Annotated in this window: 22 protein-coding genes; 16 read left to right on the top strand and 6 right to left on the bottom strand. The window is 72.0% G+C overall.

The window, feature by feature from the left end; genetic code table 11:
- Positions 1–92 precede the first annotated feature (92 nt).
- The 11 genes from infB to dapB all read left to right on the top strand — a co-directional run bounded on the left by infB (position 93) and on the right by dapB (position 13,575).
- Positions 93–3,035: a translation initiation factor IF-2 gene (gene infB / locus HC031_RS00730; protein WP_167923151.1), complete on the top strand. Its 2,943-nt coding sequence runs from the start codon at positions 93–95 to the stop codon at positions 3,033–3,035.
- A 99-nt stretch (positions 3,036–3,134) separates the two neighbouring features.
- Complete coding sequence (locus HC031_RS00735) at positions 3,135–3,428, top strand: DUF503 family protein (RefSeq protein WP_167923152.1); 294 nt, start codon at positions 3,135–3,137, stop codon at positions 3,426–3,428.
- Positions 3,429–3,478: 50 nt separating this feature from the next.
- Positions 3,479–3,949, top strand: a complete 471-nt coding sequence (gene rbfA, locus HC031_RS00740; protein ID WP_167923153.1) for a 30S ribosome-binding factor RbfA — start codon at positions 3,479–3,481, stop codon at positions 3,947–3,949.
- 632 nt (positions 3,950–4,581) lie between these two features.
- Positions 4,582–5,898, top strand: a complete 1,317-nt coding sequence (locus HC031_RS00745; RefSeq protein ID WP_167923154.1) for an MATE family efflux transporter — start codon at positions 4,582–4,584, stop codon at positions 5,896–5,898.
- 14 nt (positions 5,899–5,912) lie between these two features.
- Positions 5,913–6,824: a tRNA pseudouridine(55) synthase TruB gene (gene truB / locus HC031_RS00750; protein ID WP_420813576.1), complete on the top strand. Its 912-nt coding sequence runs from the start codon at positions 5,913–5,915 to the stop codon at positions 6,822–6,824.
- A gap of 10 nt (positions 6,825–6,834) precedes the next feature.
- Positions 6,835–7,764, top strand: a complete 930-nt coding sequence (locus HC031_RS00755) for a bifunctional riboflavin kinase/FAD synthetase (RefSeq protein ID WP_167923155.1) — start codon at positions 6,835–6,837, stop codon at positions 7,762–7,764.
- On the top strand, positions 7,761–8,417 hold the full coding sequence (locus HC031_RS00760; RefSeq protein WP_167923156.1) for a rhomboid-like protein: 657 nt from the start codon (positions 7,761–7,763) through the stop codon (positions 8,415–8,417). The genes HC031_RS00755 and HC031_RS00760 overlap by 4 nt, the downstream gene beginning before the upstream one ends.
- Before the next feature lie 180 nt (positions 8,418–8,597).
- Entirely contained in the window at positions 8,598–8,867 is a 270-nt protein-coding gene (gene rpsO, locus HC031_RS00765) for a 30S ribosomal protein S15 (protein WP_167923518.1), read from the top strand.
- Positions 8,868–9,087: 220 nt separating this feature from the next.
- A complete protein-coding gene (locus HC031_RS00770) occupies positions 9,088–11,469 on the top strand; it encodes a polyribonucleotide nucleotidyltransferase (RefSeq protein ID WP_167923157.1) in 2,382 nt (793 codons plus the stop codon).
- An 11-nt stretch (positions 11,470–11,480) separates the two neighbouring features.
- A complete protein-coding gene (locus HC031_RS00775; RefSeq protein WP_167923158.1) occupies positions 11,481–12,788 on the top strand; it encodes a M16 family metallopeptidase in 1,308 nt (435 codons plus the stop codon).
- A gap of 25 nt (positions 12,789–12,813) precedes the next feature.
- On the top strand, positions 12,814–13,575 hold the full coding sequence (dapB, locus tag HC031_RS00780) for a 4-hydroxy-tetrahydrodipicolinate reductase (RefSeq protein ID WP_277349594.1): 762 nt from the start codon (positions 12,814–12,816) through the stop codon (positions 13,573–13,575).
- Between the two features lie 136 nt (positions 13,576–13,711).
- On the opposite strand, the gene HC031_RS00785 is transcribed toward dapB, so the two are convergent.
- Complete coding sequence (locus tag HC031_RS00785; RefSeq protein WP_167923160.1) at positions 13,712–14,308, bottom strand: GNAT family N-acetyltransferase; 597 nt, start codon at positions 14,306–14,308, stop codon at positions 13,712–13,714.
- Between the two features lie 35 nt (positions 14,309–14,343).
- Positions 14,344–14,856 (bottom strand): GNAT family N-acetyltransferase, encoded by a 513-nt coding sequence (locus tag HC031_RS00790; RefSeq protein ID WP_167923161.1) that lies wholly within the window; start codon positions 14,854–14,856, stop codon positions 14,344–14,346.
- Between the two features lie 75 nt (positions 14,857–14,931).
- Between HC031_RS00790 and HC031_RS00795 the strand changes: the two genes are divergently transcribed.
- Positions 14,932–16,242: a winged helix-turn-helix domain-containing protein gene (locus HC031_RS00795; RefSeq protein WP_167923162.1), complete on the top strand. Its 1,311-nt coding sequence runs from the start codon at positions 14,932–14,934 to the stop codon at positions 16,240–16,242.
- A gap of 70 nt (positions 16,243–16,312) precedes the next feature.
- Positions 16,313–16,825 carry a DUF2752 domain-containing protein gene (locus HC031_RS00800; protein ID WP_167923163.1) on the top strand — a complete coding sequence of 171 codons (513 nt, stop codon included), beginning with the start codon at positions 16,313–16,315 and terminating at the stop codon, positions 16,823–16,825.
- Positions 16,826–16,882: 57 nt separating this feature from the next.
- Here HC031_RS00800 and HC031_RS00805 read toward each other — a convergent pair whose 3' ends face one another.
- Complete coding sequence (locus HC031_RS00805; RefSeq protein WP_167923164.1) at positions 16,883–17,692, bottom strand: DUF4097 family beta strand repeat-containing protein; 810 nt, start codon at positions 17,690–17,692, stop codon at positions 16,883–16,885.
- A gap of 20 nt (positions 17,693–17,712) precedes the next feature.
- A complete protein-coding gene (locus HC031_RS00810; protein WP_167923165.1) occupies positions 17,713–18,237 on the bottom strand; it encodes a toxin-antitoxin system HicB family antitoxin in 525 nt (174 codons plus the stop codon).
- Positions 18,238–18,375: 138 nt separating this feature from the next.
- On the opposite strand from HC031_RS00810, the gene thyX reads away from it, so the two are divergent.
- From thyX to HC031_RS00825, 3 genes are read left to right on the top strand one after another with little or no spacing between them, the layout of a single operon-like run.
- Entirely contained in the window at positions 18,376–19,098 is a 723-nt protein-coding gene (gene thyX / locus HC031_RS00815) for an FAD-dependent thymidylate synthase (RefSeq protein WP_205862151.1), read from the top strand.
- Between the two features lie 60 nt (positions 19,099–19,158).
- Positions 19,159–20,133, top strand: a complete 975-nt coding sequence (gene dapA / locus HC031_RS00820; protein ID WP_167923167.1) for a 4-hydroxy-tetrahydrodipicolinate synthase — start codon at positions 19,159–19,161, stop codon at positions 20,131–20,133.
- Entirely contained in the window at positions 20,130–21,818 is a 1,689-nt protein-coding gene (locus HC031_RS00825) for an RNase J family beta-CASP ribonuclease (RefSeq protein WP_167923168.1), read from the top strand. The genes dapA and HC031_RS00825 overlap by 4 nt, the downstream gene beginning before the upstream one ends.
- Before the next feature lie 9 nt (positions 21,819–21,827).
- Here the strand turns inward: HC031_RS00825 and HC031_RS00830 are convergent, their stop codons facing one another.
- Both HC031_RS00830 and HC031_RS32770 read right to left on the bottom strand, forming a co-directional pair.
- On the bottom strand, positions 21,828–22,448 hold the full coding sequence (locus HC031_RS00830; protein ID WP_167923169.1) for a Uma2 family endonuclease: 621 nt from the start codon (positions 22,446–22,448) through the stop codon (positions 21,828–21,830).
- A gap of 226 nt (positions 22,449–22,674) precedes the next feature.
- Entirely contained in the window at positions 22,675–22,869 is a 195-nt protein-coding gene (locus tag HC031_RS32770; protein ID WP_240941971.1) for a hypothetical protein, read from the bottom strand.
- Between the last annotated feature and the right edge of the window lies 1 nt (position 22,870).

The raw sequence follows: 22,870 nt of genomic DNA on the forward strand, positions 1-22,870 counted from the left end.
CACACGATGAAGTCCCTGAGATGACCAGGCTTCAAGTGCACGAGTGAGGTCGGCGCGGGTTTGCCGCCGCCGGCCTCGGAGTGAGGAGTGCAGTGGCAGGCAAGGCCCGCGTACACGAGCTCGCCAAAGAGCTCGGGGTCGAAAGCAAGAACGTACTCGCCAAGCTCAAGGAGATGGGCGAGTTTGTGAAGTCCGCGTCCAGCACGGTGGAGGCGCCCGTCGCCCGCCGTCTGCGCGCGGCCTTCGAAGCGGGAGGAGCGGCGCCGGCGGCGCCGGCCGCCCCCGCTGCTCCGGCGGCGCCGGCCAAGGCCGCGCCCGCCGGTGAGCCCAAGGTGTCGGCTCGTCCGGCACCCCCGAAGCGCGCGGCGCAGCCGGTCCCCCCGGTGAAGCGGGGACCGGTCCCCGGACCTCCTCGCCCGCAGGCGCCGGTGGTCCAGCCGGCGAGCGCGCACGACATCGAGGTGGCGGCGGCGGAAGCCCGTGCCGCCGCGCTCAAGGCCGAGCAGGAGGCCCAGGTCAAGGCCGCCCAGCAGGCCGCCAGGCAGCGTGAGACCGTGCGCCGGGAGCCCCCGGCCGGCGGTACCACGCCCGGTCCGCGTCCGGGCCCCCGCCCGGGCCCGCCGCCGGCGACCCCTACGCCCGGGGCTCCGCGCCCGGGTGGTCGTGCACCGGCTCGTAGCGGCGGTAACAACCCGTTCGGGGTCGGCGGCGGTCAGCGGCCGACGCCGGCCGGCATGCCCCGGCCCAACCCGGCCAACATGCCGCCCCGGCCCAACCCGGCCAACATGCCGCCGCGGCCCAGCCCGGCCTCCATGGGCGGCCCACGGCCCAACCCGTCCCAGATGCCCAGCCAGCGGCCGGCACGTCCGGGCGGTCCCGGTGGTGGCGCCGGTCGTCCCGGTGGTGGCGGCGGCTTCCGTGGCGGTGGCGGCGGTGGCGGCGGTTTCCGGGGTGGACCCGGCGGTGGCGGCGGCGGTGGCGGCTTCCGGGGTGGACCCGGCGGTGGCGGCGGCGGTGGCGGCGGCTTCCGGGGTGGACCCGGCGGTGGTGGTCCCGGCGCGGGTGCCGGTGTCGCGGGTCGTCCCGGTGGCGGTGGCCGTGGTCGTGGCGGTGGCACAGCCGGTGCGTTCGGACGCCCCGGTGGTCGGCCGACGCGTGGCCGCAAGTCGAAGAAGCAGCGGCGTCAAGAGTTCGACAACCTGTCTGCTCCGCAGATGAGCTCGGGCGCTCCGCGCGGTCAGGGTCAGGTTGTCCGGCTGTCGCGTGGTGCTTCGCTCTCCGACTTCGCTGACAAGATCAACGCGAACCCCGGCTCGCTGGTCCAGGAGATGTTCAACCTGGGCGAGATGGTGACGGCGACGCAGTCGTGCTCCGACGACACGCTGCTGCTGCTCGGCGAGCACCTGGGCTTCGACGTGCAGATCGTGAGCCCCGAGGACGAGGACCGTGAGCTGCTCGCGCAGTTCAACATCGACCTCGACGCCGAGATCGACGAGGAGCGGTTGGTCGTACGGCCGCCGGTGGTCACCGTCATGGGCCATGTCGACCACGGTAAGACCAAGCTGCTGGACGCGATCCGGCACGCGAACGTGGTCGAGGGCGAGGCCGGTGGCATCACCCAGCACATCGGCGCGTACCAGGTGCACGTCGAGCACGAGGGTGAGGAGCGGGCGATCACCTTCATCGACACCCCGGGTCACGAGGCGTTCACCGCCATGCGTGCCCGTGGTGCGCAGGTGACCGACATTGTCGTGCTCGTGGTCGCGGCTGACGACGGCGTGATGCCGCAGACGATCGAGGCGCTCAACCACGCCAAGGCGGCCGAGGTGCCGATCGTGGTCGCGGTCAACAAGATCGACAAGCCGGAGGCCAACCCGGACAAGGTGCGTCAGCAGCTCACCGAGTACGGCCTGGTCGCCGAGGAGTACGGCGGCGACACGATGTTCGTCAACGTCGCGGCGAAGCCGGGGATCGGCATCGACCAGCTGCTCGAGGCCGTCCTGCTCACCGCGGACGCCTCGCTGGAGCTGCGGGCGCCGATCGACGGGCACGCCCAGGGTGTCGCGATCGAGGCTCACCTCGACCGCGGTCGGGGCCCCGTCGCCACGGTGCTGGTCCAGAAGGGCACGCTGCACGTCGGTGACTCGATCGTCGCGGGCAACGCGTACGGCCGGGTCCGGGCCATGCTCGACGAGAACATGCAGCCGGTGTCCGAGGCGGGTCCGTCCCGTCCGGTGCTGGTGCTCGGTCTGACCGCGGTGCCGGGAGCTGGCGACAACTTCCTGGCCGCCGACGACGACCGGACGGTCCGCCAGATCGCCGAGCAGCGGCAGGCTCGCCGCCGTGCGGCGCAGATGGCGAACTCGCGCGGCCGGGCGACGCTGGAGACGCTGTTCGAGCAGATGAAGGAGGGCGAGAAGACCTCGCTGGCCCTCATCATCAAGGGCGACGTGTCCGGTTCGGTGGAGGCTCTGGAGGACGCCCTCGTCAAGATCGACGTATCCGACGAGGTGCAGCTCAAGATCATCCACCGTGGTGTCGGTGCGATCACCCAGGACGACGTCAACCTGGCGAGCGCGTCGGACGCGATCATCATCGGGTTCAACGTGCGGCACGCCGAGCGGGTCCGCGAGCTGGCCGAGCGCGAGGGCGTGGAGATGCGGTACTACACCGTCATCTACCAGGCCATCGAGGAGATCGAGGCCGCGCTCAAGGGTCTGCTCAAGCCGGAGTACGAGGAGGTGCAGCTCGGCACGGCCGAGGTGCGCGAGGTGTTCCGCTCCTCGAAGGTCGGCATCATCGCCGGCTGCATCGTCCGGTCGGGCCTGATCCGGCGCAACGCCAAGGCGCGGGTCGTCCGCGACGGCGCGGTCGTGGCGGAGAACGCGTCGATCGCCTCGCTGCGCCGGTTCAAGGACGACGCGACCGAGGTCCGTGAGGGCTTCGAGTGCGGTGTCACGCTGGGTGGTTTCAACAACATCCAGGTCGGCGACGTCATCGAGACGTTCGAGATGCGCGAGAAGCCGCGCAGCTGACCGATGTCAACGGTGAACGGCTCCGGGGCTTCGCGCCCCGGGGCCGTTCGCGTTCATAACCCGTTCGACCCTGGCGGATCTGAAATCTAGAATTTGATCGTGTACACCGGAACCGCCGTCTTCGACATGCTGCTGCCGGACGACTCGCGTTCGCTGAAGGCCAAGCGGTCGTACGTGCGGCCGATCATCGCGGCGCTCCGAAAGTTCGAGGTTTCGGCGGCCGAGGTGGGCGCGCTCGACCTGCACGGGCGAGCGGAGATCGGGGTCGGTGTGGTGGCCGCCGAGGTCCGCCACGTGGCGGAGGTTCTCGACTCGTGCGAGAAGGCCGTCGTGCGCCGTCCGGAGATCGAGTTGCTGTCGGTGCGTCGGCGTCTGCACGGCGACGACGACTGACCCGTCCCAGGTAGTGTCGACACGTTGGTCGACACGCGGAGGTGAGCGACATGACGGATCCGGCACGGCTGCGCCGGCATGCCGAGCGAGTACGGGAACTGGTTGCGTCGGTGGTGCGTACCCAGATCAAGGACCCGCGGCTCGGCATGATCACGATCACCGACGCGCGGATCACCGCGGACCTGCGTGAGGCGACCGTCTACTACACGGTCCTGGGTGACGCCGCCGCCGAGGCGGGCACCGCGGCCGCGCTCGAGAGCGCCAAGGGCATGCTTCGTAGCACGGTGGGCAAGGCGCTGGGGCTTCGCCACTCGCCGACCCTGACGTTCATCCTCGACAAGGTGCAGGACCAGGCCAAGCACATCGACGAGCTGCTGGCCGCCGCGCGCAGCGCCGACGCCGAGGTGCAGCGTCGGGCGGCAGGGGCGAAGTACGCCGGTGACCCCCAGCCGTACCGGATCGACGAGGGTGCCGACGAAGACGAAGACGAGGACGCTCTCGCCAGCCGAGACCACGGCTGAGGGCTGACGGCCGGCCCGTCCGGGGCGCCGGCAGGTGCTCGGCTGCTAGCGCGGAAACCAGTTCACGATCACAAAGGGCTCGCAGGGTTCGTACCCTGCGAGCCCTTTGTTGTGTTGCCCACAGTCGTCCCGGATGGCGGGAAGTCGGCGCACGATGTGAAACTTAACGTTAGCTTAGACGATGTACCGCTCGACGTGTCCCGTCGTCATCGCAGCGGAGGCGGCCCCACCCGGGTCGACCCGGCCGATGAAGCCGGAGGCGCGGCAGCGCGCGCACCACAGCACTCGGTTTGTGAGGGTCGACCCACCCCGTCGACTCGGCTCCCGCGGGGCGACGCCCGCGGCCGGCGACCCCGGCCAGGCGAGGTCCGGCGCATCAGCCGTGAATACGACGTTCGAGGAGACCTGTCATGTCTGAGCAGCAGAAGGCCCAGCCCAAACCGCAGGCCACCACCAAGGACATCCGGGAGCAGGCCCGCGCCGCGCTGCAGATGTCGATGGACCGGCGGGGCTGACCGTCCGCCCGCGTGGCGCCGCGGTGCATCGGTGACCGCGGCGTCCCCCCGGTGGAGTACCTGTAAGTAATGATCTGGCTTGTCGGCCTTACCTAGGCCGTGTCAGTATCCGGGGCGATGACCGCCCCAGCCAGCACCACCGCCAGCTTCCGTCGGGTCGCCGCGCTCGCCCTGCCGGCGCTCGTCGTCCTCGCCGCCGAGCCGCTCTACGTCCTCGTCGACACCGCGGTCGTCGGCCACCTCGGCCGTACGCCGCTCGCGTCGCTTGCCATCGGCGGCAACGTCCTGTCGGTCGCCGCCTGGCTGGGCACCGTCCTCGCCTATGGCACCACCGGCCGGTCCGCCCGCCGGTACGGAGCCGGCGACCGTGCCGGCGCCGTCGCCGAAGGGGCGCAGGCGTCCTGGCTCGCGTTCGCCGCCGGCCTGCTGATGGCCGTCTGCGCGCAACTGCTCGCCGGCCCCGTCGCGCACGCCCTCGCCGGTGACAACGCCGACGTGGCCGCCGGCGCGGCCCGGTGGCTGCGTGTCGCCGCGCTCGGCGCGCCCGGGCTGCTGCTCGCCACCGCGGGCAACGGGTGGCTGCGCGGCGTGCAGGACACCCGACGGCCGATGTACTACGTCCTCGGCGCAAACCTGCTGTCGGCGGTGCTCTGCCCGGTCCTCGTCTACGGGTTCGGCGTGGGGCTGATCGGGTCGGCCATCGCCAACGCGACGGCGCAGACGCTGTCCGGCGCGCTGTTCGTACGCGCACTCGTCGCCGAGCGGGTGTCGCTGCGGCCGCGCCCGTCGGTGCTGTACCGCCAGCTCGTCCTCGGGCGCGACCTGCTCGTGCGCGGCGCCGCCTTCCAGGCCTGCTTCATCTCCGCGGCGACGGTGGCCGCGCGGTTCGGCTCCGCGGCGCTCGCGGCGCACCAGGTCGCCCTGCAGCTGTGGATGTTCTGCTCGATGGCGCTCGACGCGGTCGCCATCGCCGCGCAGTCGCTGGTCGGCGCCGCGCTCGGCAGCGGCGAGGTTACCGAGGCCAGGAGCCTGGCCCGCCGCATCGCCGGCATCGGGCTCGCCTCCGGCGCGGGGTTCGCCGTGGTGATCGGGGCCGGCGCGGGCGTCCTGCCCCGGCTGTTCTCCGGCGACCCGCAGGTCTTCGCCCAGGCGATGCTCGCCTGGCCCTGGTTCGTCTGCATGCAGCCGCTCGCCGGCGTGGTGTTCGCCCTCGACGGGGTGTTGATCGGCGCGGGCGACGTCCGGTACATGCGCAACCTGACCATGGTGGCCGCCCTCGGCGGCTTCCTGCCCGCGATCTGGCTGGCGTACTGGCTGCGGCTCGGACTGCCCGGGGTGTGGGCCGGCCTGACCCTGTTCATCGTGATCCGGCTCGTGGCGCTGCTGGCGCGGACCCGTTCGGACCGGTGGGCGGTCGTCGGTGTGGTGCGTTAACCGATCTGCGAAGCTTGGTCCCCGTGAGGAAGCAAGCGCCACCGGGCCCGGGGGGCCTGGTCATCGTCGACAAGCCGGGTGGGATGACCTCTCACGACGTCGTCGCCCGCGTGCGGCGCCTGGCTCACACCAGGCGGGTGGGGCACGGCGGCACCCTTGATCCGATGGCGACCGGAGTGCTCGTCGTCGGCGTGGAGCGGGCCACTCGCCTGCTCACGTACGTCATCGGCAGCACCAAGCGTTACAGCGCGACCATCCGGCTGGGCGAGGCCACCGTCACCGACGACGCCGAGGGTGACGTGACCGCCACCGCGTCCGCCGCCGGCGTCACCGAGGACCGGGTACGGGCTGAGCTGGTCAACCTGACCGGCGACATCGAGCAGGTGCCGAGCGCCGTCAGCGCGATCAAGATCAACGGGCAGCGCGCGTACAAGCGGGTACGCGCCGGCGAGGAGGTGGAGCTCGCGCCGCGCCGGGTGACCGTGTCCCGGCTGGTGCTCGGCGACCTGCGCCGCACCGACAGCGACCGGCTCGACCTCGACATCGACGTGGAGTGCTCGTCGGGCACCTACATCCGGGCGATCGCCCGCGATCTCGGCGCCGCCCTCGGCGTCGGCGGGCACCTCACGGCCCTGCGGCGCACCGCCGTCGGCGGCTTCACGATCGCGGAGGCCGACACGCTGGAGGCGCTGGCGGAGCGGGACAACCCGGTCACGTTGCCGATGTCGGCCGCCGCGGCCCGGTTCTTCCCCCGCCGCGACGCCGACGCCGACGAAGCCAGGGTTCTCGGCCACGGCGGCCCGCTGGAGGCGATCGGGATCGCCGGCCCGTACGCGGTGTTCGGACCCGACGGCGAAGTGATCGCGATCGTGTCGGAGCGCGACGGCCGGGCGAAGGCTGAGATCGTACTCAGCCCGGCCGGTTAGTCTTTCCGCCATGCAGCGATGGAGGGGGTACGACGCGGCGCCACCCGGCTGGGGGCGCTCGGTCGTCACGATCGGGGTCTTCGACGGCGTGCACCGCGGTCATCAGGAGACGATCGGGCACGCGGTCAAGCGGGCGAAGGAACTGGGCGTTCAGTCGGTGGTCGTGACGTTCGACCCGCACCCGTCGGAGGTCGTACGGCCCGGCTCGCACCCGCCGGTCCTCACCGAGCCGGCCCGCAAGGCCGAGCTGATCGAGCAGCTCGGGGTCGACGCGCTCTGCGTGCAGCCGTTCACGCTGGACTTCTCCCGGCTGCCGGCCGAGGAGTTCGTCCACGACGTCCTGGTGACCCACCTGCACGCGGCGCTCGTCGTGGTGGGGGACAACTTCCGCTTCGGCCACCGCGCGGCCGGCGACATCGAGCTGCTGCGGCGGCTGGGCCGGACCTTCGGTTTCGGGGTCGAGGCGGCGCCCCTGCTCGCCGACGGCTCCACGGTGTTCTCGTCGACCTACGTCCGCGCGTGCGTGGACGCGGGGGACGTCGAGGCGGCGGCCCGGGCGCTCGGCCGACCGCACCGCGTCGAGGGGGTCGTGGTCCGCGGTGACCGGCGCGGCCGGGAGCTGGGCTTCCCCACCGCGAACCTGCTCACCAGCGAGCACGCCGCGGTGCCGGCGGAAGGCGTGTACGCCGCGTGGCTGGTGCGCGGGCGCGGCGAGCGGCTGCCGGCCGCCGTGTCGATCGGCACCAACCCGACCTTCTCCGGCCGTGAGCGCCGGGTCGAGGCGTACGTGCTGGACTTCGACGGCGACCTCTACGGTGAGCGGCTGGCGCTCGACTTCGTGGTGCGCCTGCGCGAGCAGCGCACGTACTCCGCCATCGAGCCGCTGGTGGCGCAGATCGACGAGGACGTGGCGCAGACGCGCGAGGCGCTTGCGGGATGAGGCCCGCCCTGGGCGGGCTGGTCCGCCAGGTACCGGCCCGCGCCGGGATGGCGCTGGCCTACGTCGTCGCGCTCGTCGCGACGACGCTGGCCTTCCGTACCCGCTCGCCCGACGGCCGCCAGGCCTGGCTCGGGTGGACCAGCACCAACCTGGACAACCTCCGCCACCATCCGCTGCCGGCCCTGGTCGTGTCGGGGCTGTTCACCGAGGGCGGCCTGGCCGGCTGGGCACTGACGGCGCTGATCGGGCTCGGCGTGACGAACTGGGCGCTGGGGAACTGGCGGACCGCCGCGCTCGTCGTGGCCGCGCACGTGGGTGGCACGCTGATCAGCCAGGGCATCCTCGCGTACCGGATCGCCGGCGGCCGGGCGCCAGCCGGTGACCGGTACATCGTCGACGTCGGCCCCTCGTACGTCGTCGCCGGCGCGCTCGTCGCCGGCGCCCTCTACGGGCTCGGCGCGCAGCGGCTACCGGCCGCCGCCGGCTTCGCGCTGTTCGCCCCGAACGCGTTTCTCGGCCTGCCGGCGCTGGACGTCACTTCAGTGGGGCACCTCTCCGCGGTGATCGTCGCGGTCGCCGTCGGCTGGCCGCTGTGGCGCTCCGCGCGGTCACGGGCGGCGCGTCCGCCCCGCTTGGCGGACGCGCCGGCTTAGCCGGACCGGTGGGTGGTTTGTCCGGATCGTCGCCGGATGACGCCGCGCGTCAATGGCTGACGTCAGGTTCTGTCCCGGAGTTTGTTAGGCTTGAGATCACGCCGGGTAACTGGCGTGGGTCCGCGTGCCTGCACGACGCCGTGGGTGCGGACCGTCAACGCCCGAACAGTAAGGGAGATCATGGCGCTCGAAGCCGCTGTGAAGCAGCAGATCATGACCGAGTACGCGACCGCCGAGGGTGACACCGGGTCGCCCGAGGTCCAGGTTGCGATGCTCACCAGGCGCATCGCCGACCTCACCGAGCACCTGAAGACGCACAAGCACGACCACCACAGCCGGCGCGGCCTGCTGCTGCTGGTCGGCCGCCGTCGTCGGCTGCTCAACTACCTGCAGAAGACCGACATCGCCCGTTACCGCTCGCTGATCGAGCGCCTCGGACTCCGTCGGTAGTACCTCGTGAGGGGGAGCGGCCCGTGTTCTTACCGGTCGCTCCCCTTACGCGTAATGTCAGACTGGTACGAAAGCCGCCGGGGGGTATCGCGCACCGGTCCTCGGTAGTGGCTTCCGGGAGGAACACGCACAACCCACCCGAGAGCTTCGATCGAAGACCGGCCGCGGACCGGCTCCCTAGCGGGTGTACCGAAGACCCTCTAAGGAGTGAAAGCTCACCATGACCGAAGGTAGCAACCTCGGCACGCAGAGCAGCCGCGCCGTCATCGACAACGGCAGCTTCGGGACTCGGGAGATCACCTTCTCCACCGGCCGGCTCGCACGCCAGGCCGCCGGGTCCGCCATCGCTCAGCTGGGCGACACCGTCGTGCTCTCCGCGACGACCGCCAGCAAGCAGCCGAAGGAACAGTTCGACTTCTTCCCCCTCACCGTCGACGTCGAGGAGCGGATGTACGCCGCGGGTCGCATCCCCGGCTCGTTCTTCCGCCGTGAGGGGCGCCCCAGCGAGGACGCCATCCTCACCTGCCGCCTGATCGACCGGCCGCTGCGCCCCAGCTTCGTCAAGGGCCTGCGCAACGAGGTCCAGGTGGTCGAGACGGTGCTCGCGCTCGACCCCTCCCACCCGTACGACGTGGTGGCGATCAACGCCGCGTCGTTGTCGACCAAGCTGTCCGGCCTGCCGTTCAGTGGCCCGATCGGCGCCACCCGGATCGCCTACATCGACGGGCAGTGGGTGGCGTTCCCGACCAACGAGGAGCTGGAGCGGGCCACCTTCGACATGGTCGTCGCCGGGCGCACGCTGCCCGACGGTGACGTCGCGATCATGATGGTCGAGGCGGAGGCCACCGAGCACACCGTCGCCCTGGTCGCCGCCGGCGCGACGGCGCCGACCGAGGAGGTCGTGGCGAGCGGCCTGGAGGCCGCCAAGCCGGCGATCCGCGAGCTGTGCCGGGCCCAGGACGAGCTGGCCGCCGTCGCGGCGAAGCCGGTGGCCGAGTTCCCGGTCTTCCTGGAGTACTCCGACGACGTCTTCGCGGCGGTCGCCGAGGCCGTGCGCGACGACGTCGCCGAGGCCCTGCGGATCGCGGGCAAGGCCGAGCGGGAGGACGCGCTCGACCGCATCAAGGAGAAGGCCTTCGAGGCCGTGGCGTCCCGCTTCGAGGGGCGCGAGAAGGAGATCGGCCCGGCGCTGCGCTCGCTGATCAAGCAGGAGGTGCGTACCCGGGTCCTGCGCGACCAGGTGCGCATCGACGGCCGCGGGCCGAAGGACATCCGTCAGCTCTCCGCCCAGATCGGCGTGCTGCCGCGGGTGCACGGCTCGGCGCTCTTCGAGCGGGGCGAGACCCAGATCCTGGGCGTCACCACCCTCAACATGCTGCGCATGGAGCAGACCCTCGACACGCTGGGCCTGGCCAAGACCAAGCGCTACATGCACAACTACAACTTCCCGCCGTACTCGACCGGTGAGACCGGCCGCGTCGGCTCGCCGAAGCGGCGCGAGATCGGCCACGGCGCGCTCGCCGAGCGCGCCCTCATCCCGGTGCTGCCGTCGCGCGAGGAGTTCCCGTACGCGATCCGTCAGGTCTCGGAGGCGCTCGGCTCCAACGGCTCCACGTCGATGGGCTCGGTCTGCGCGTCCAGCATGGCGCTGCTGTCCGCCGGTGTGCCGCTGAAGGCCCAGGTCGGCGGCGTCGCGATGGGTCTGATCTCCGACGAGGTCGACGGCAAGACCCAGTACGTGACGCTCACCGACATCCTCGGCGCCGAGGACGCGTACGGCGACATGGACTTCAAGGTCGCCGGTACCCGTGACTTCGTGACCGCGCTCCAGCTGGACACCAAGCTCAACGGCATCCCGTCGGACGTGTTGGCCGGCGCGCTCCAGCAGGCGCACGACGCCCGGCACACGATCCTCGACGTCATGGACGAGGCGATCGCCGCCCCGGCCGGCATGTCGGAGTTCGCGCCGCGGGTCACCACGATCCGGATCCCGGTCGACAAGATCGGCGCGGTCATCGGCCCGAAGGGTCAGATGATCAACGCGATCCAGGACGAGACCGGCGCCGACATCACCATCGAGGACGACGGCACCATCTACGTGGGCGCCACCAACGGCCCCGCCGCCGAGGCCGCGGTCGAGCGCATCAACGCGATCGCCAACCCGACGCTGCCCAAGGTCGGCGACCGCTTCCTCGGCACGGTCGTCAAGACCGCGCCGTTCGGGGCGTTCGTCTCGCTGCTGCCCGGCAGGGACGGCCTGCTGCACATCTCGAAGGTCGGCGACGGCAAGCGGGTCGAGAAGGTCGAGGACTACCTCAACGTCGGCGACAAGGTCGAGGTCCAGATCGCCGAAATCGACCAGCGCGGCAAGATCTACCTGGACAAGGTGCGGCCGGAGGGCGAAGAGGCGCCGGCCGCGGCCGAGGGTGGCGAGCGTCCGGCCGGTCGCGACCGGGGCGACCGGGGTCCGCGCGACCGCGGCGAGCGCGCCGACCGCGGCCCCAGCCGCGAGCGCGGTGACCGCCCGCAGCGCGAGGGTTCCGCCGGCGACCAGCCCGGCGAGGGTGGCGAGCCGCGGCGTCGGCGCCAGCGGCACAGCTGATCACCGACGAGATGGCGCACACGCCTGTGGCGGATGCGCTGGGCGGCACGGTACGTCGTACCGTGCTGCCCAGCGGTCTGCGCATCCTGACCGAAGCGATCCCCGCGATGCGCAGCGTGTCGTTCGGCATCTGGGTGTCGATCGGCTCACGTGACGAGGCGCCGGAGCTCTCCGGCGCTTCCCACTTCCTGGAGCACCTGCTCTTCAAGGGCACGAGTACGCGCAGCGCGCTGGACATCTCCGCGGAGATCGAGGCGGTCGGTGGCGAGACCAACGCGTTCACCGCCAAGGAGTACACGTGCTACTACGCGCGGGTGCTCGACAGTGACCTGCCGCTGGCCATCGACGTGATGTGTGACCTCGTCGCGGACTCGGTGCTCGCCGAGCCCGACGTGGAGACCGAGCGCGGCGTGATCCTCGAAGAGATCGCGATGGTCGACGACGAGCCCGGCGACGAGGTGCACGACCTGTTCTCCGACGCCGTGTACGGCGACCACCCGCTCGGGCGGCGCATCTCGGGAACGGTTGAGACGATTTCGGCGCTGACCCGCGATCAGATAAACGCGTTCTACCGCGGCCGGTACGGCGCGCCCACCATCGTCGTGGCCGCCGCCGGCAACCTCGACCACGCCGAGGTCGTCGACCGGGTCGCGGCCGCCTTCGCCCGCAGCCGCTCCTTCGACGGGTCGGGGGTCCCGGCCCTCGGGCGGCCGCGCGCCCCGTTCGTACCCGTGGCCGGGCGCCAGGTGAAGGTGCAGAACAAGGACACCGAGCAGGCGCATGTGGTGCTCGGCTGCCGTGGGCTGACCCGGGACGACGAGCGGCGGTTCGCGCTGGGCGCGCTCAACAACGTGCTCGGCGGCGGCATGTCCAGCCGGCTGTTCCAGCAGATCCGGGAGCGGCGGGGGCTCGCGTACTCGGTCTACTCGTACACCTCGCAGTTCGCCGACTCGGGGCTGTTCGCCGTCTACGCCGGCTGTGCGCCGGGCAAGGTCGACGAGGTGCTGGCGATCGTGCGCGACGAGTTGGCGAAGGTCGCGGCCGACGGCGTCACCGACGCCGAGGTCGCCCGGGGCAAGGGCATGCTCAAGGGCTCGCTCGTGCTGGGGCTGGAGGACACCGGTTCGCGGATGAGCCGGCTGGGCAAGGGGGAGCTGCTCTATCCGGAGATGCTCACCGTGGACGAACTGCTCACGCGCATCGACGCGGTGACGCCGGACGATGTCCGGGCGGTCGCGGCCGAGGTCCTCGTCAATCCCGCGTCGCTGGCCGTGATCGGTCCGTTCGACGATCACGACTTCTCGGGCGTTGTCGTATAGGTCCGCAAGCGCCGCGTGCACTAAGTTGGGCTCCGTGGACGACGAGCGTGAACCTATCCGAGTAGGCGTACTGGGCGCCCGGGGCCGTATGGGCACCGAGGTGTGCAAGGCGGTCGACGCCGCCGGCGACATGGAACTCGTCGCGATGGTCGACGACGGTGACTGGCTGTTCAACGTCTCCGACGCGGGCGCCGACGTGGTGGTCGACTTCACCACTCCCGATGTCGTGATGGACAACCTGCACTGGTGCATCGACCAGAACATCAACGTGGTCGTCGGCACCTCCGGCTTCTCGGAGTCACGCCTGAGCCGCGTGCGGTCGTGGCTCACGCACAAGCCCGACCTCGGTGTGGTCATCGCGCCCAACTTCGCCGTCGGCGCGGTGCTCATGATGGACTTCGCCGCCCGCGCGGCGCGGCACTTCGAGTCGGTCGAGATCGTCGAGATGCACCACCCGAACAAGATCGACGCGCCCAGCGGCACGGCGGTGCGCACCGCCGAGATGATCGCCGAGGCCCGGGCCGGGATGCCGGCGATGCCCGACGCCACCAAGGAGGAGATGGCCGGTGCCCGCGGCTCGCTGGTCGAGGGCGTACGGATCCACTCCATCCGGGCCACCGGCCTGACCGCCCACCAGGAGGTGCTGCTGGGCACCGCGGGCGAGACGCTGACGATCCGCCACGACTCGTACGACCGCAAGTCCTTCATGCCGGGCGTGCTGCTGGCCGTACGCAAGGTGATCGAGCGCCCCGGCCTGACCGTCGGCCTCGGCCCGCTGCTCGACTAGCCTTCCGCGCCCTCAAGATCCGCGCCCTCAAGATCCGCGCAATGTGCGCAACATTGCGGCCTCCGATCGCTGTGAGGCCGCAATGTTGCGCACATTGCTGTGCGGTGTTCGGCGTTCGGTGTTCGGCGCCCGGTAGCTACCCGGCGTTGGGCTCCGCCGGCTCCGGAGTGAGGTCCACGTGCAGCCGCAACTGCGGCACCAGAAGGTCGTCGACGTCGAGGGCCCGACGCGCGCCGTCGGGTTCCCACCCGGCCGAGCCGAGGAAGCCGCGGGTGGCCGGATCGCGGTCGTAGGCCCAGGCCACCGCGGTCTGGAATCCGTCGGAGCGCCACAGGTCGACGGCCGCCGCCAGCAGCCGGCTGCCGTGCCCGCGCCGGCCCCACCTGGGCTCGACGAGCAGGTCGGTCACGGCCACCACGTCGACGGCCAGCGGCTCCTCGCCCGGTGCGAGCGCCGCTTCGTCCGCCGGACCGGCGGCGAGGAATCCGACCGGATGAGCGGTCGCCTGGCTCGAGTCCTCGGCCTGCTCGATGGCGATCAGTACCCGGTGCCGGGGTGACGGCGGTGCGGTGATCGCTTCACGCCACCGCTCGGCGAGCCAGCCGGCGTCCAGCTCATCGAGCACCTGGCGCGGGATGAGCCTGCGGTAGGCCACCTGCCAGGTGGTGAGCTGAATGCGCGCGATCTCGCCGGCCTCGTCTGGGCGCGCGGGCCGGACGTACCCCAGTGCCACGGTTGGACAGCGTACGGACGGGCCGGTACGCCGGCTCAGCCGGGCTGGAGGGTGTAGCGCACGGTCGGCACCTCGAACGCGCCGCCGACGGTGTGGCTTCCCCGGGCGCCGTCGATCGTGAACCCGTACCGCTCGTAGAACCGGCGGGCCCGTTCGTTGCCGTCGAGCGCCCACAGGCGGACGACGCGCGGCCGCGCCCCGCCGGTGAGGTGGGCGACGGCCGCGTCCATCAGGAGCCGCCCCGCCCCGGTGCCCCACGACGGAGGGTCCACGTAGATGGCGGAGACCGCGCCTTCGCCGTTCTCCGCGTCAACGGCGGTCGCGAAGCCGACGATGCGGGCGCCGGCCATCGCGACGAAGGTCGTCTCGGCCGGGCGGGGGTGCTCCAGCCCGCGGCGCCACCGGGCCGTCCACACGGCCGGGTCGAGGTTGTCGAGCAGCTTGTCCGGCATGTGGCCGCGGTAGGCGGCCTGCCACGACCGGACGTGCAGGCCGGCGATCGCCTGTGCGTCGTCGACGGTGGCGGGCCGGACCGACATCGGCGTCATACCGGCGTTTGTAGCTCCGGCCGGCCCGCCCGGTCCACCGGGTTTCGTCGGACCGGGTGGATATTCTCGGCGTCGATGGTGCTCGAAACGATCTCGGATGCGACCGCGCCGGCGGAGCCGGCGCCGCTGTCCGCCGTCCCCACTCCGACCTCGCTCTCCCTGGCGCAGGCGCGGCGGATCGCCCTCGCGGCGCAGGGGTTCGCCGACCGCCGGCCGACCGGCACGATCGACCTGCGTCATCTGCGCCGGGTGGTGCGCCGCGTCGGCCTGCTGCAGATGGACTCGGTCAACGTGCTGATGCGGGCCCACTACATGCCGCTGTACAGCCGGCTCGGCCCCTACCCGCGGGACCTGCTCGACCGGGCTGCCTACCGGCCGCCGCGCGAGCTGTTCGAGTACTGGGGGCACGAGGCGTCGCTGATACCGGTCTCCCTGCAGCCCGCGCTGCGCTGGCGGATGGCGGGCGGCCACGCGTGGGGCGGCGTGTCCCGGATCAGCCGGGAGCGCCCGGACCTGGTTCGCTGGGTGCTCGACGAGGTGCGTACGAGGGGGCCGTTGACCGCCGCCGAGATCGAGGATGACGCCCCGGTCCGGCGGGAGCACTGGGGGTGGAACTGGTCGGACGTGAAGACGGCGCTGGAGGCGCTGTTCTGGTCCGGCGAGGTGATGGCCGCACGGCGCAACGGCGCGTGGGCGCGCGTCTACGACGTGCCGGAGCGGGTGCTGCCGCGCGCGGTGCTGGAGGCCCCGACCCCGGCGCCCGCCGACGCGCAGCGCGACCTCGTCCGGGTCGCGGCCCGGGCCCTGGGCGTGGCGGCTGAGAAGGACCTCCGTGACTACTTCCGGCTGCCGGTGGCGGCCGCCAGGACCGCGATCGGCGAGCTGGTCGAGGCGGGCGAGCTGCTGCCGGTCACCGTCGAGGGCTGGCAGCAGCCCGCCTACCTGCACCCGGAGGCTCGGCTGCCGCGCCGGGTCCACGCGGCGACCCTGGTCAGCCCGTTCGATCCGCTGGTGTGGGAGCGGGGGCGCACGGAGCGGCTGTTCGGCTTCCGCTACCGGATCGAGATCTACGTGCCGGCCGCCCAGCGCGTCCACGGCTACTACGTGCTCCCGTTCCTGTTCGGTGACCGTCTGGTGGCCCGGGTCGACCTCAAGGCTGACCGGCCGGCGGGGGTGTTGCGGGTGCCCGCCGCCTGGATCGAGCCGACGCCGACGGGCCGGGCGGGCCGAGGCCACCCGCGCCCCGGCGAGGTGGCCGAGGCGCTGGCCGCCGAGCTGCGCCGGCTGGCCGGGTGGCTGGAGCTGGACGCGGTCGCGGCGCCGGAGGGCGGCGACTTCGCCGCGCAGCTGGCCGCCGCGCTCCGCACGGGCGAGGCCGCTGGGTAGGAGGCCGTCGGTGTACCGTGAAGTCGATCCTTCACCGCAGACCGGCCCTTCGACCTCTGGCGAGGCAGTCATGAGCCCGACCACCGAGCACGTCGAGAGCTGTCCGCCGGGGCCGGCCTACACCCTGCCGCCGCCCGGACGGGTCAGCCGGCTGGTCGTCAAGGTCGCCGCACGCTCTCCGGCCTGGGCCGCTCCGGCCGCGATCGCCACGTGCTTCGCCGGCGCGGTGGGCTACGTGCTGGTCAACAATCCGACCACGCCCGGCGCGTACGCCTCGCCCACCTGCCTACTCAAGCTCACGACCGGCTTCGACTGCCCGGGCTGCGGTGGCACCCGCGCGTTCTGGTACCTGCTGCACGGCAACCTGCCACAGGCCGCCCGCAACCATGCGCTGTTCGTGTTCGCGGTGCCGTTCCTGCTGTACGTCTACATAGCCTGGTCGGCCAAGCTGATCTTCAAGCGGGACGTGCTGCCCGCGCTGCGGATCCCGCCATTGACGCTGCCGGTGTTCCTCGGCGCGTGGCTGGTCTTCTCGGTGCTGCGCAACCTACCGTTCGCGCCGTTCACCTGGTTCTACGTCTGAGCTGTGCCACCGACCCCGCTGACGGCCGGCGGGCCGGCCGTCAGCGGCACGCCGTCGTCATGCGGCGGCGTGCTCGATCGCCCGGTGCACGTCGATGTCGCCGCTGACGGTGCGCACCTGCAGGTTGAGCGCGGCGGCCGACGCGTCGCCGTGGCCTGCCGGCATCGTCAGGTCGGTGCGGGTGTCGCCGGAGATCGACGACAGGTCCAGCCACACGCCGATGCCGGCGGCGACCCCGATGGCGACGTCGCCGGAGGCGGAGTTCGCGCGCACGGTGCCGGCGGTGACCGTACCTACGCGGATGTCGCCCGAGGCGGTTGTGGCCCGCAGTGACCCGCCCGCGTGCGTGATGGCGACGTCTCCGCTGGCGGAGTGGGCGTACGTGTCGCCGCCCACGTACCCGACGGTGATGTCGCCGGAGGCGCAGTTGAGCTTCAGGTTTCCGTCGACCCGCGCGGCCTGGAGGTCGCCGCTGGCGGCGTTCAGGGCGGCGTCGCCGGTGACGTGCTCGACGGAGGTGTCGCCGGAGGCGCTGGCCACGGTCGCGCGGCGGTAGCGGCCGGTCGCGTGGACGTCGGCCGAGGCGGTCTTCACGGTCAGGTCGCCGTCCTGCGGCAGGCGCACCTCGACCCGCAGCCGGGGGCCGCGGCGGAACAGCCAACCGGTCCACTCCGGCGCCTCGACGTGCAGCGTGCCGTCACGCAGCTCCACCCGGGTGCGGGCGGCGGCGTCGCGGGAGGCTTCGCTCGAGTCGGCGGGGCTGACCTCGACCGTGGCGGTGCGGCGGTCGGAGGCTGAGATCTCGGCGTTGCCGGCGGCCATCCGCAACGACAGCGTGACCGGCGCGGGGCAGTCGAACTCGTACATCGTGGTCTCCTCGGGCTGGCTCAGGACTGGGCGAAGCCGGTGATGCGGCGGCCGCGCTGCCCGCGGGGTGATCGCGGCGGCGCGGGTGGCATGGGCGGCATGGGCGGGACGGGGGGCCGGTGCGGGCCGGCGTACAGCGCTGCGGTGATGGCGCGCACCAGCCAGGCGTTGACCGAGACCCCTTCGGCGGTGGCGGCCTGCTCGACCTGCTCCTTGAGCGGCTCGGGCATCCGGAGCGTGATGCGGGCGAGGTCGCCCGTCTCGCCGGACGGTGGCGGGGGTGGGGTCGGAGCGGTGAGGTGGGGAGTCTCCGTGACGACGAGGTCGGCCTCGCGGCCGCGTAGCCGTACCTCGACGTTCGCGGCGTCCAGCTGGGTCGTGATCTCCGCGGTCGCGTCGGACAGCACCTCCAGCAGGCACAGCCGGACGGAGGCCTCCAGCGAGCCCGCGAGCAGGTCGGCGGCGCGGGCGACGTCGGGACCGCCGGGGGCGGCCGCCGAGGCCAGGTCCCGGCGGAGGGTTTCGAGGTATGGCGTCAGATCCATGCCTTCACTATGACGTCACAAATGACGTCAGTCAAGCGTCTAGAAGACATCATGAGTGCGTCGCCGGCCGGGCGACTAGCCTGATCCCGTCGTACGAAGGAGGCAACCGTGGCTCAGGTCGTAGCTCCGCGGGTACGGATGATCGGGTGGACGCACTTCGAGCCGCCCGAGGACGTGCCCTGGTCCACCGACGCCGACGGTGGGCAGGCGCTCGCGGAGTTCGCCGGCCGGTCCTGCTACCAGTCCTGGTCCAAGCCGGTGCCGGCGACCGCGACGAACGCCGGCTACCTGCGGCACCTCATCGAGGTGGGCCACCTGTCGGTACTCGAGCACGGCGTCGCCACCTTCTACCTCACCGGCGTCTCCCGGGCCCTGAGCCAGCAGCTGGTACGCCACCGACACCTGTCGTTCTCCGAGCTGTCGCCCCGCTACCTCGGCGAACCCGACGCCGAGATCGTGGAGCCGGACGTCATCGCCGCCGACCCCGAACTGCACAAGAAGTTCGTGGCGGCGGCGGAGGCGAGCGTGCGCGCCTACCATGAGATTCTGGAGGGGCTGGAGCGCAAGCTCCCGGACGGGCAGGCGGTCACGCTGCTCCGCAAGCAGGCCCGGCAGGCGGCGCGGGCGGTGCTTCCCGGTGCCACCGAGACACGCATCGTGGTGACGGGCAACTACCGCGCGTGGCGCCACTTCGTCGCGGTGCGCGCCACGGAGCACGCCGACGTGGAGATGCGGCAGGTCGCGGTGGCCTGCCTGCGCGAGCTGCAGCGGGTGGCGCCGAACGCGTTCGGGGACTTTGCCATTTCCACGCTCGCCGACGGCACGGAGATCGCGGCGAGCCCGTACGCGTGGGAGGCGTGATCCGATGCGGATCTTGAGGGCAGAAATCGAGGGCGACGCCCGCACGCTAGGTTGTGAGCTATGACCGCTAGTTCTCTCGACCCGCGCCGACCGTTCGGACGACTCCTCACCGCGATGGTCACGCCCTTCAAGCCGGACGGCTCCCTGGACACCGACGGCGCGGCGCGGCTGGCGACCTACCTGGTCGACGAGCAGAACAATGACGGCATCGTGGTCAACGGCACCACGGGCGAGTCGGCCACGACCACCGACGCGGAGAAGGACGCCACGCTGCGTGCCGTCCTCGAAGCCGTCGGTGACCGGGCGCACGTGATCGCCGGGGTGGGCACGAACGACACCCGGCACACCGTCGACCTGGCCCGCGCGGCGGAGAAGGCCGGGGCCCATGGCATCCTCGTGGTCACCCCCTACTACAACAAGCCGCCGCAGAGCGGCGTGCAGTACCACTTCGCGACCGTGGCCGACCAGTGCGGCCTGCCGATGATGGTCTACGACATCCCGGGGCGCACCGGGGTGGCGATCGAGACCGAGACGATGGTGCGGCTGGCGGAGCACGAGCGGATCGTGGCCGTCAAGGACGCCAAGGGTGACCTGGTGGAGACAGCCTGGGTCACCAAGCGCTGCGACCTCGCCGTCTACTCCGGAGACGACAAGCTGACGCTGCCCCTGCTGTCGATCGGTGCCGTCGGGGTGGTCGGCGTGCCGACCCACCTGTTCGGCAGCGCCACCAAGGACATGATCTCCGCGTACGAGGCGGGCGACGCCGCCCGGGCGCTCGAACTGCACCACAAGCTGCTGCCGGTGTTCGAGGGCTTCTTCCGTACCCAGGGGGTCATCCTCACCAAGGCGGCGCTCATGCTGCAGGGGCTGCCGGCCGGCCCGGTCCGCCCGCCGTTGTGCGAGGCGAGCCCGGCCGAGATCGCCCGGCTGCGCGAGGACTGCGCCGCCGCCGGGCTGACGCTGGGCGACGCGGTGACCGCCGCCGCGATCGAGTCCCACGCGCTGTCGACGCACCACCTGGGAGCGACCGAGTGACCGAGCAAAACCGCGACCTGGCACCGCCACCACCGCTGGCGAAGGGGGCGCTGCGCGTCACGCCGCTCGGCGGCCTCGGCGCGATCGGTCGCAACATGACCCTGTTCGAGTACGACGGCCAGCTCCTCGTCGTCGACTGTGGCGTGCTCTTCCCCGACGTCGACCAGCCCGGCGTCGACCTGATCCTGCCCGACTTCGAGTCGATCCTCGACCGCCTCGGCGACATTCAGGCGATCGTGCTCACCCACGGCCACGAGGACCACATCGGCGCGGTGCCCTACCTGCTCGCGCACAAGTCCGACATCCCGCTGGTCGGCTCGCAGTTCACGCTGGCACTGGTCGAGGCGAAGCTCGCCGAGCGGCGCATCACCCCGTACTCGCTGACCGTCGCCGAGGGGCGCAAAGAGCGGCTCGGCCACTTCGACCTGGAGTTCTTCGCGGTCAACCACTCGATCCCGGACGCGCTCGCGGTCGCCATCACCACCCCGGCCGGCACCGTGCTGCACACCGGCGACTTCAAGATGGACCAGCTGCCCCTCGACGGCCGCCTGACCGACCTGGCCGGCTTCGGGCGGCTGGGGGCGCAGGGTGTCGACCTGCTGCTGTCGGACTCCACCAACGCCGAGGTCCCGGGCGTGGTCACGCCGGAGCGCGAGATCGGCCCGGTCATCGACACCATCTTCGACTCCGCCCGCGGCCGGATCATCGTCGCGTCGTTCGCCTCCCACGTGCACCGGGTACAGCAGGTGCTCGACGCGGCCGTCGCGCACGACCGCAAGGTCGCCTTCATCGGCCGGTCGATGGTGCGCAACATGGGCATCGCCCGCGACCTGGGCCTGCTGCGCATCCCGGCCGGGCTCGTGGTCGGGCTGGACGAGGCGACCACCCTGCCCCATGACGAGATCGTCTTCATGTCGACCGGATCGCAGGGCGAGCCGATGAGCGCGCTCGGGCGGATGGCCACCGGCGACCACCGGCACATCACGATCGAGGCGGGCGACACCATCGTCCTCGCGTCGTCGCTGGTGCCGGGCAACGAGACCGCCGTGTACCGAGTGATCAACCAGCTGTCGCGCGCCGGCGCCACGGTCATCCACAAAGACGTCGCCAAGGTCCACGTGTCCGGCCACTCGGCAGCCGGTGAGCTGCTGATCCTGCTCAACGTCGTCAAACCGCGCAACTTCATGCCCGTACACGGGGAGTGGCGGCACCTGCGGGCGCACGCGCGTCTGGCGATCGACTCCGGCGTGCCCGCCGACCGGGTCGTGCTGTGCGAGGACGGCGACGTGGTCGACCTCGTCGACGGCCAGGCGCGGCTCGTCGGCCACGTGAAGTCGCGGTACGTCTACGTCGACGGCCTCGCGGTCGGCGACGTGGGGGAGTCGCTCCTGACCGAGCGGCGCATCCTGGGCGACGGCGGCTTCATCGCCGCCACGGTCATCGTCGACTCGGTCAACGGCAAGGTCGTGGGCGGCCCGACGGTGTCGGCGAAGGGCTTCTCCGAGGACCCGGCGATCTTCGAGGAGGTGCTGCCGCTGGTCACGGACGCGCTCGACCGCGCCGCGCAGGACGGCATCACCGATCCGCACCAGCTTCAGCAGATCGTGCGCCGTACGGTCGGCCGCTGGGTCAACGAGAAGTACCGGCGCCGCCCGATGATCGTGCCGACCGTCGTGGAGGTTTAAGGCCTCTCCTCACGTGCGGACCGCCCACGCCTGCGCCGGGGTCCGCGGCGCGGACGGGCCGGTCGGTGTCGACGCCCGGCGGCCGACGAGGGTGGCCGGGTCCAGTTCGACGGTGAGCAGCCGGCTGCGGCCGACCAGGAGCGGCAGGGCCGCCGTCTCACCGGCGGGGTGCAGGGTGGTCCGCCAGTCGCCGTCCTCGCCGAGCATCCGGACGACGATCGCCGGCGCCGGGCACATGTCCTCCCACCACGGTCGCAGCTCCACCCGCCAGTAGCAGGGAATGCCCGCTGCCGAGTAGAGCCACTGCTTGGTCACCCGGTTGGCCGGAGTCGCCTGTGGACAGGCGACCTCGACGACCGTGTGGATGAGCGCGGCGGGGATGCCGTGCGGGGACTCGTCGGGATCGGCCGTGGTGACCAGGAGGTCCGGTATCGGGCCGTCGCCGTTGGGCAGCCGTACCGCGCTGTTGCGGATCACCTCGGCGTCGGGCGGCAGGGCGGCCGCGATGGCGGCCCGCAGCCGGTCGGCGGCCAGGTTGTGCCGCGGCTGCGCGGCGGACGAGACGATCAGGTCACCTTCGAGCACCTGGTAACGCAGCCCGCTGTCGGGCAGCGTGAACAGGGTGTCCACGGTGAACGGTGGCCTTGGCCACCCAGGATGCCGTACCGGTGCCGCCATGGCTGCTCCCTCCCCCCGGGGGAGTATGCACCGCGGCGGGCCGGTTCGCGCGGCGAAGACGCGGCGAAGACGCGGCGAAGACGCGGCGAAGGCGCGGTGCGGACCGGACGTCCCCGGCGCGCCTAGCCCCATCCATGGACCGCCGCCGTTACGGTGGCAGTGTGGCGAGCCGTACCCCTCAGACGAAGCGCCGCGCGAGCACCTCCACGCGCGGGTCGTCCGCGCGTACCGCCGCCGCGAAGTCCACCCGCGCCTCGACGGCGCGTTCCGGACGGGCGTCGCAGGCCCGGCAGCCGGTGGCGCGCCAGCGCAGCGCGGCCCGTCGGCCGGGGGTGTACGCGAGCGGGTTCGGCCTGATCGCGCGGGCGCTCATG

The sequence above is a fragment of the Planosporangium thailandense genome (assembly GCF_011947195.1).
In the GTDB taxonomy this organism is placed as follows: Bacteria; Actinomycetota; Actinomycetes; order Mycobacteriales; family Micromonosporaceae; genus Planosporangium; species Planosporangium thailandense.

Excerpts from the sequence above, each read along its gene's own strand:
- HC031_RS00805 (WP_167923164.1), bottom strand. The coding sequence starts at position 17,692 with ATGTACGAGTTCGACTGCCCCGCGCCGGTCACGCTGTCGTTGCGGATG.
- HC031_RS00795 (WP_167923162.1), top strand. The coding sequence starts at position 14,932 with ATGGTGCTCGAAACGATCTCGGATGCGACCGCGCCGGCGGAGCCGGCG.
- HC031_RS00800 (WP_167923163.1), top strand. The coding sequence starts at position 16,313 with ATGAGCCCGACCACCGAGCACGTCGAGAGCTGTCCGCCGGGGCCGGCC.
- HC031_RS32770 (WP_240941971.1), bottom strand. The coding sequence starts at position 22,869 with ATGAGCGCCCGCGCGATCAGGCCGAACCCGCTCGCGTACACCCCCGGC.
- rbfA (WP_167923153.1), top strand. The coding sequence starts at position 3,479 with ATGACGGATCCGGCACGGCTGCGCCGGCATGCCGAGCGAGTACGGGAA.
- HC031_RS00760 (WP_167923156.1), top strand. The coding sequence starts at position 7,761 with ATGAGGCCCGCCCTGGGCGGGCTGGTCCGCCAGGTACCGGCCCGCGCC.
- rpsO (WP_167923518.1), top strand. The coding sequence starts at position 8,598 with ATGGCGCTCGAAGCCGCTGTGAAGCAGCAGATCATGACCGAGTACGCG.
- HC031_RS00745 (WP_167923154.1), top strand. The coding sequence starts at position 4,582 with ATGACCGCCCCAGCCAGCACCACCGCCAGCTTCCGTCGGGTCGCCGCG.
- HC031_RS00770 (WP_167923157.1), top strand. The coding sequence starts at position 9,088 with ATGACCGAAGGTAGCAACCTCGGCACGCAGAGCAGCCGCGCCGTCATC.
- HC031_RS00810 (WP_167923165.1), bottom strand. The coding sequence starts at position 18,237 with ATGGATCTGACGCCATACCTCGAAACCCTCCGCCGGGACCTGGCCTCG.
- thyX (WP_205862151.1), top strand. The coding sequence starts at position 18,376 with ATGATCGGGTGGACGCACTTCGAGCCGCCCGAGGACGTGCCCTGGTCC.
- dapA (WP_167923167.1), top strand. The coding sequence starts at position 19,159 with ATGACCGCTAGTTCTCTCGACCCGCGCCGACCGTTCGGACGACTCCTC.
- HC031_RS00755 (WP_167923155.1), top strand. The coding sequence starts at position 6,835 with ATGCAGCGATGGAGGGGGTACGACGCGGCGCCACCCGGCTGGGGGCGC.
- HC031_RS00790 (WP_167923161.1), bottom strand. The coding sequence starts at position 14,856 with ATGACGCCGATGTCGGTCCGGCCCGCCACCGTCGACGACGCACAGGCG.
- HC031_RS00775 (WP_167923158.1), top strand. The coding sequence starts at position 11,481 with ATGGCGCACACGCCTGTGGCGGATGCGCTGGGCGGCACGGTACGTCGT.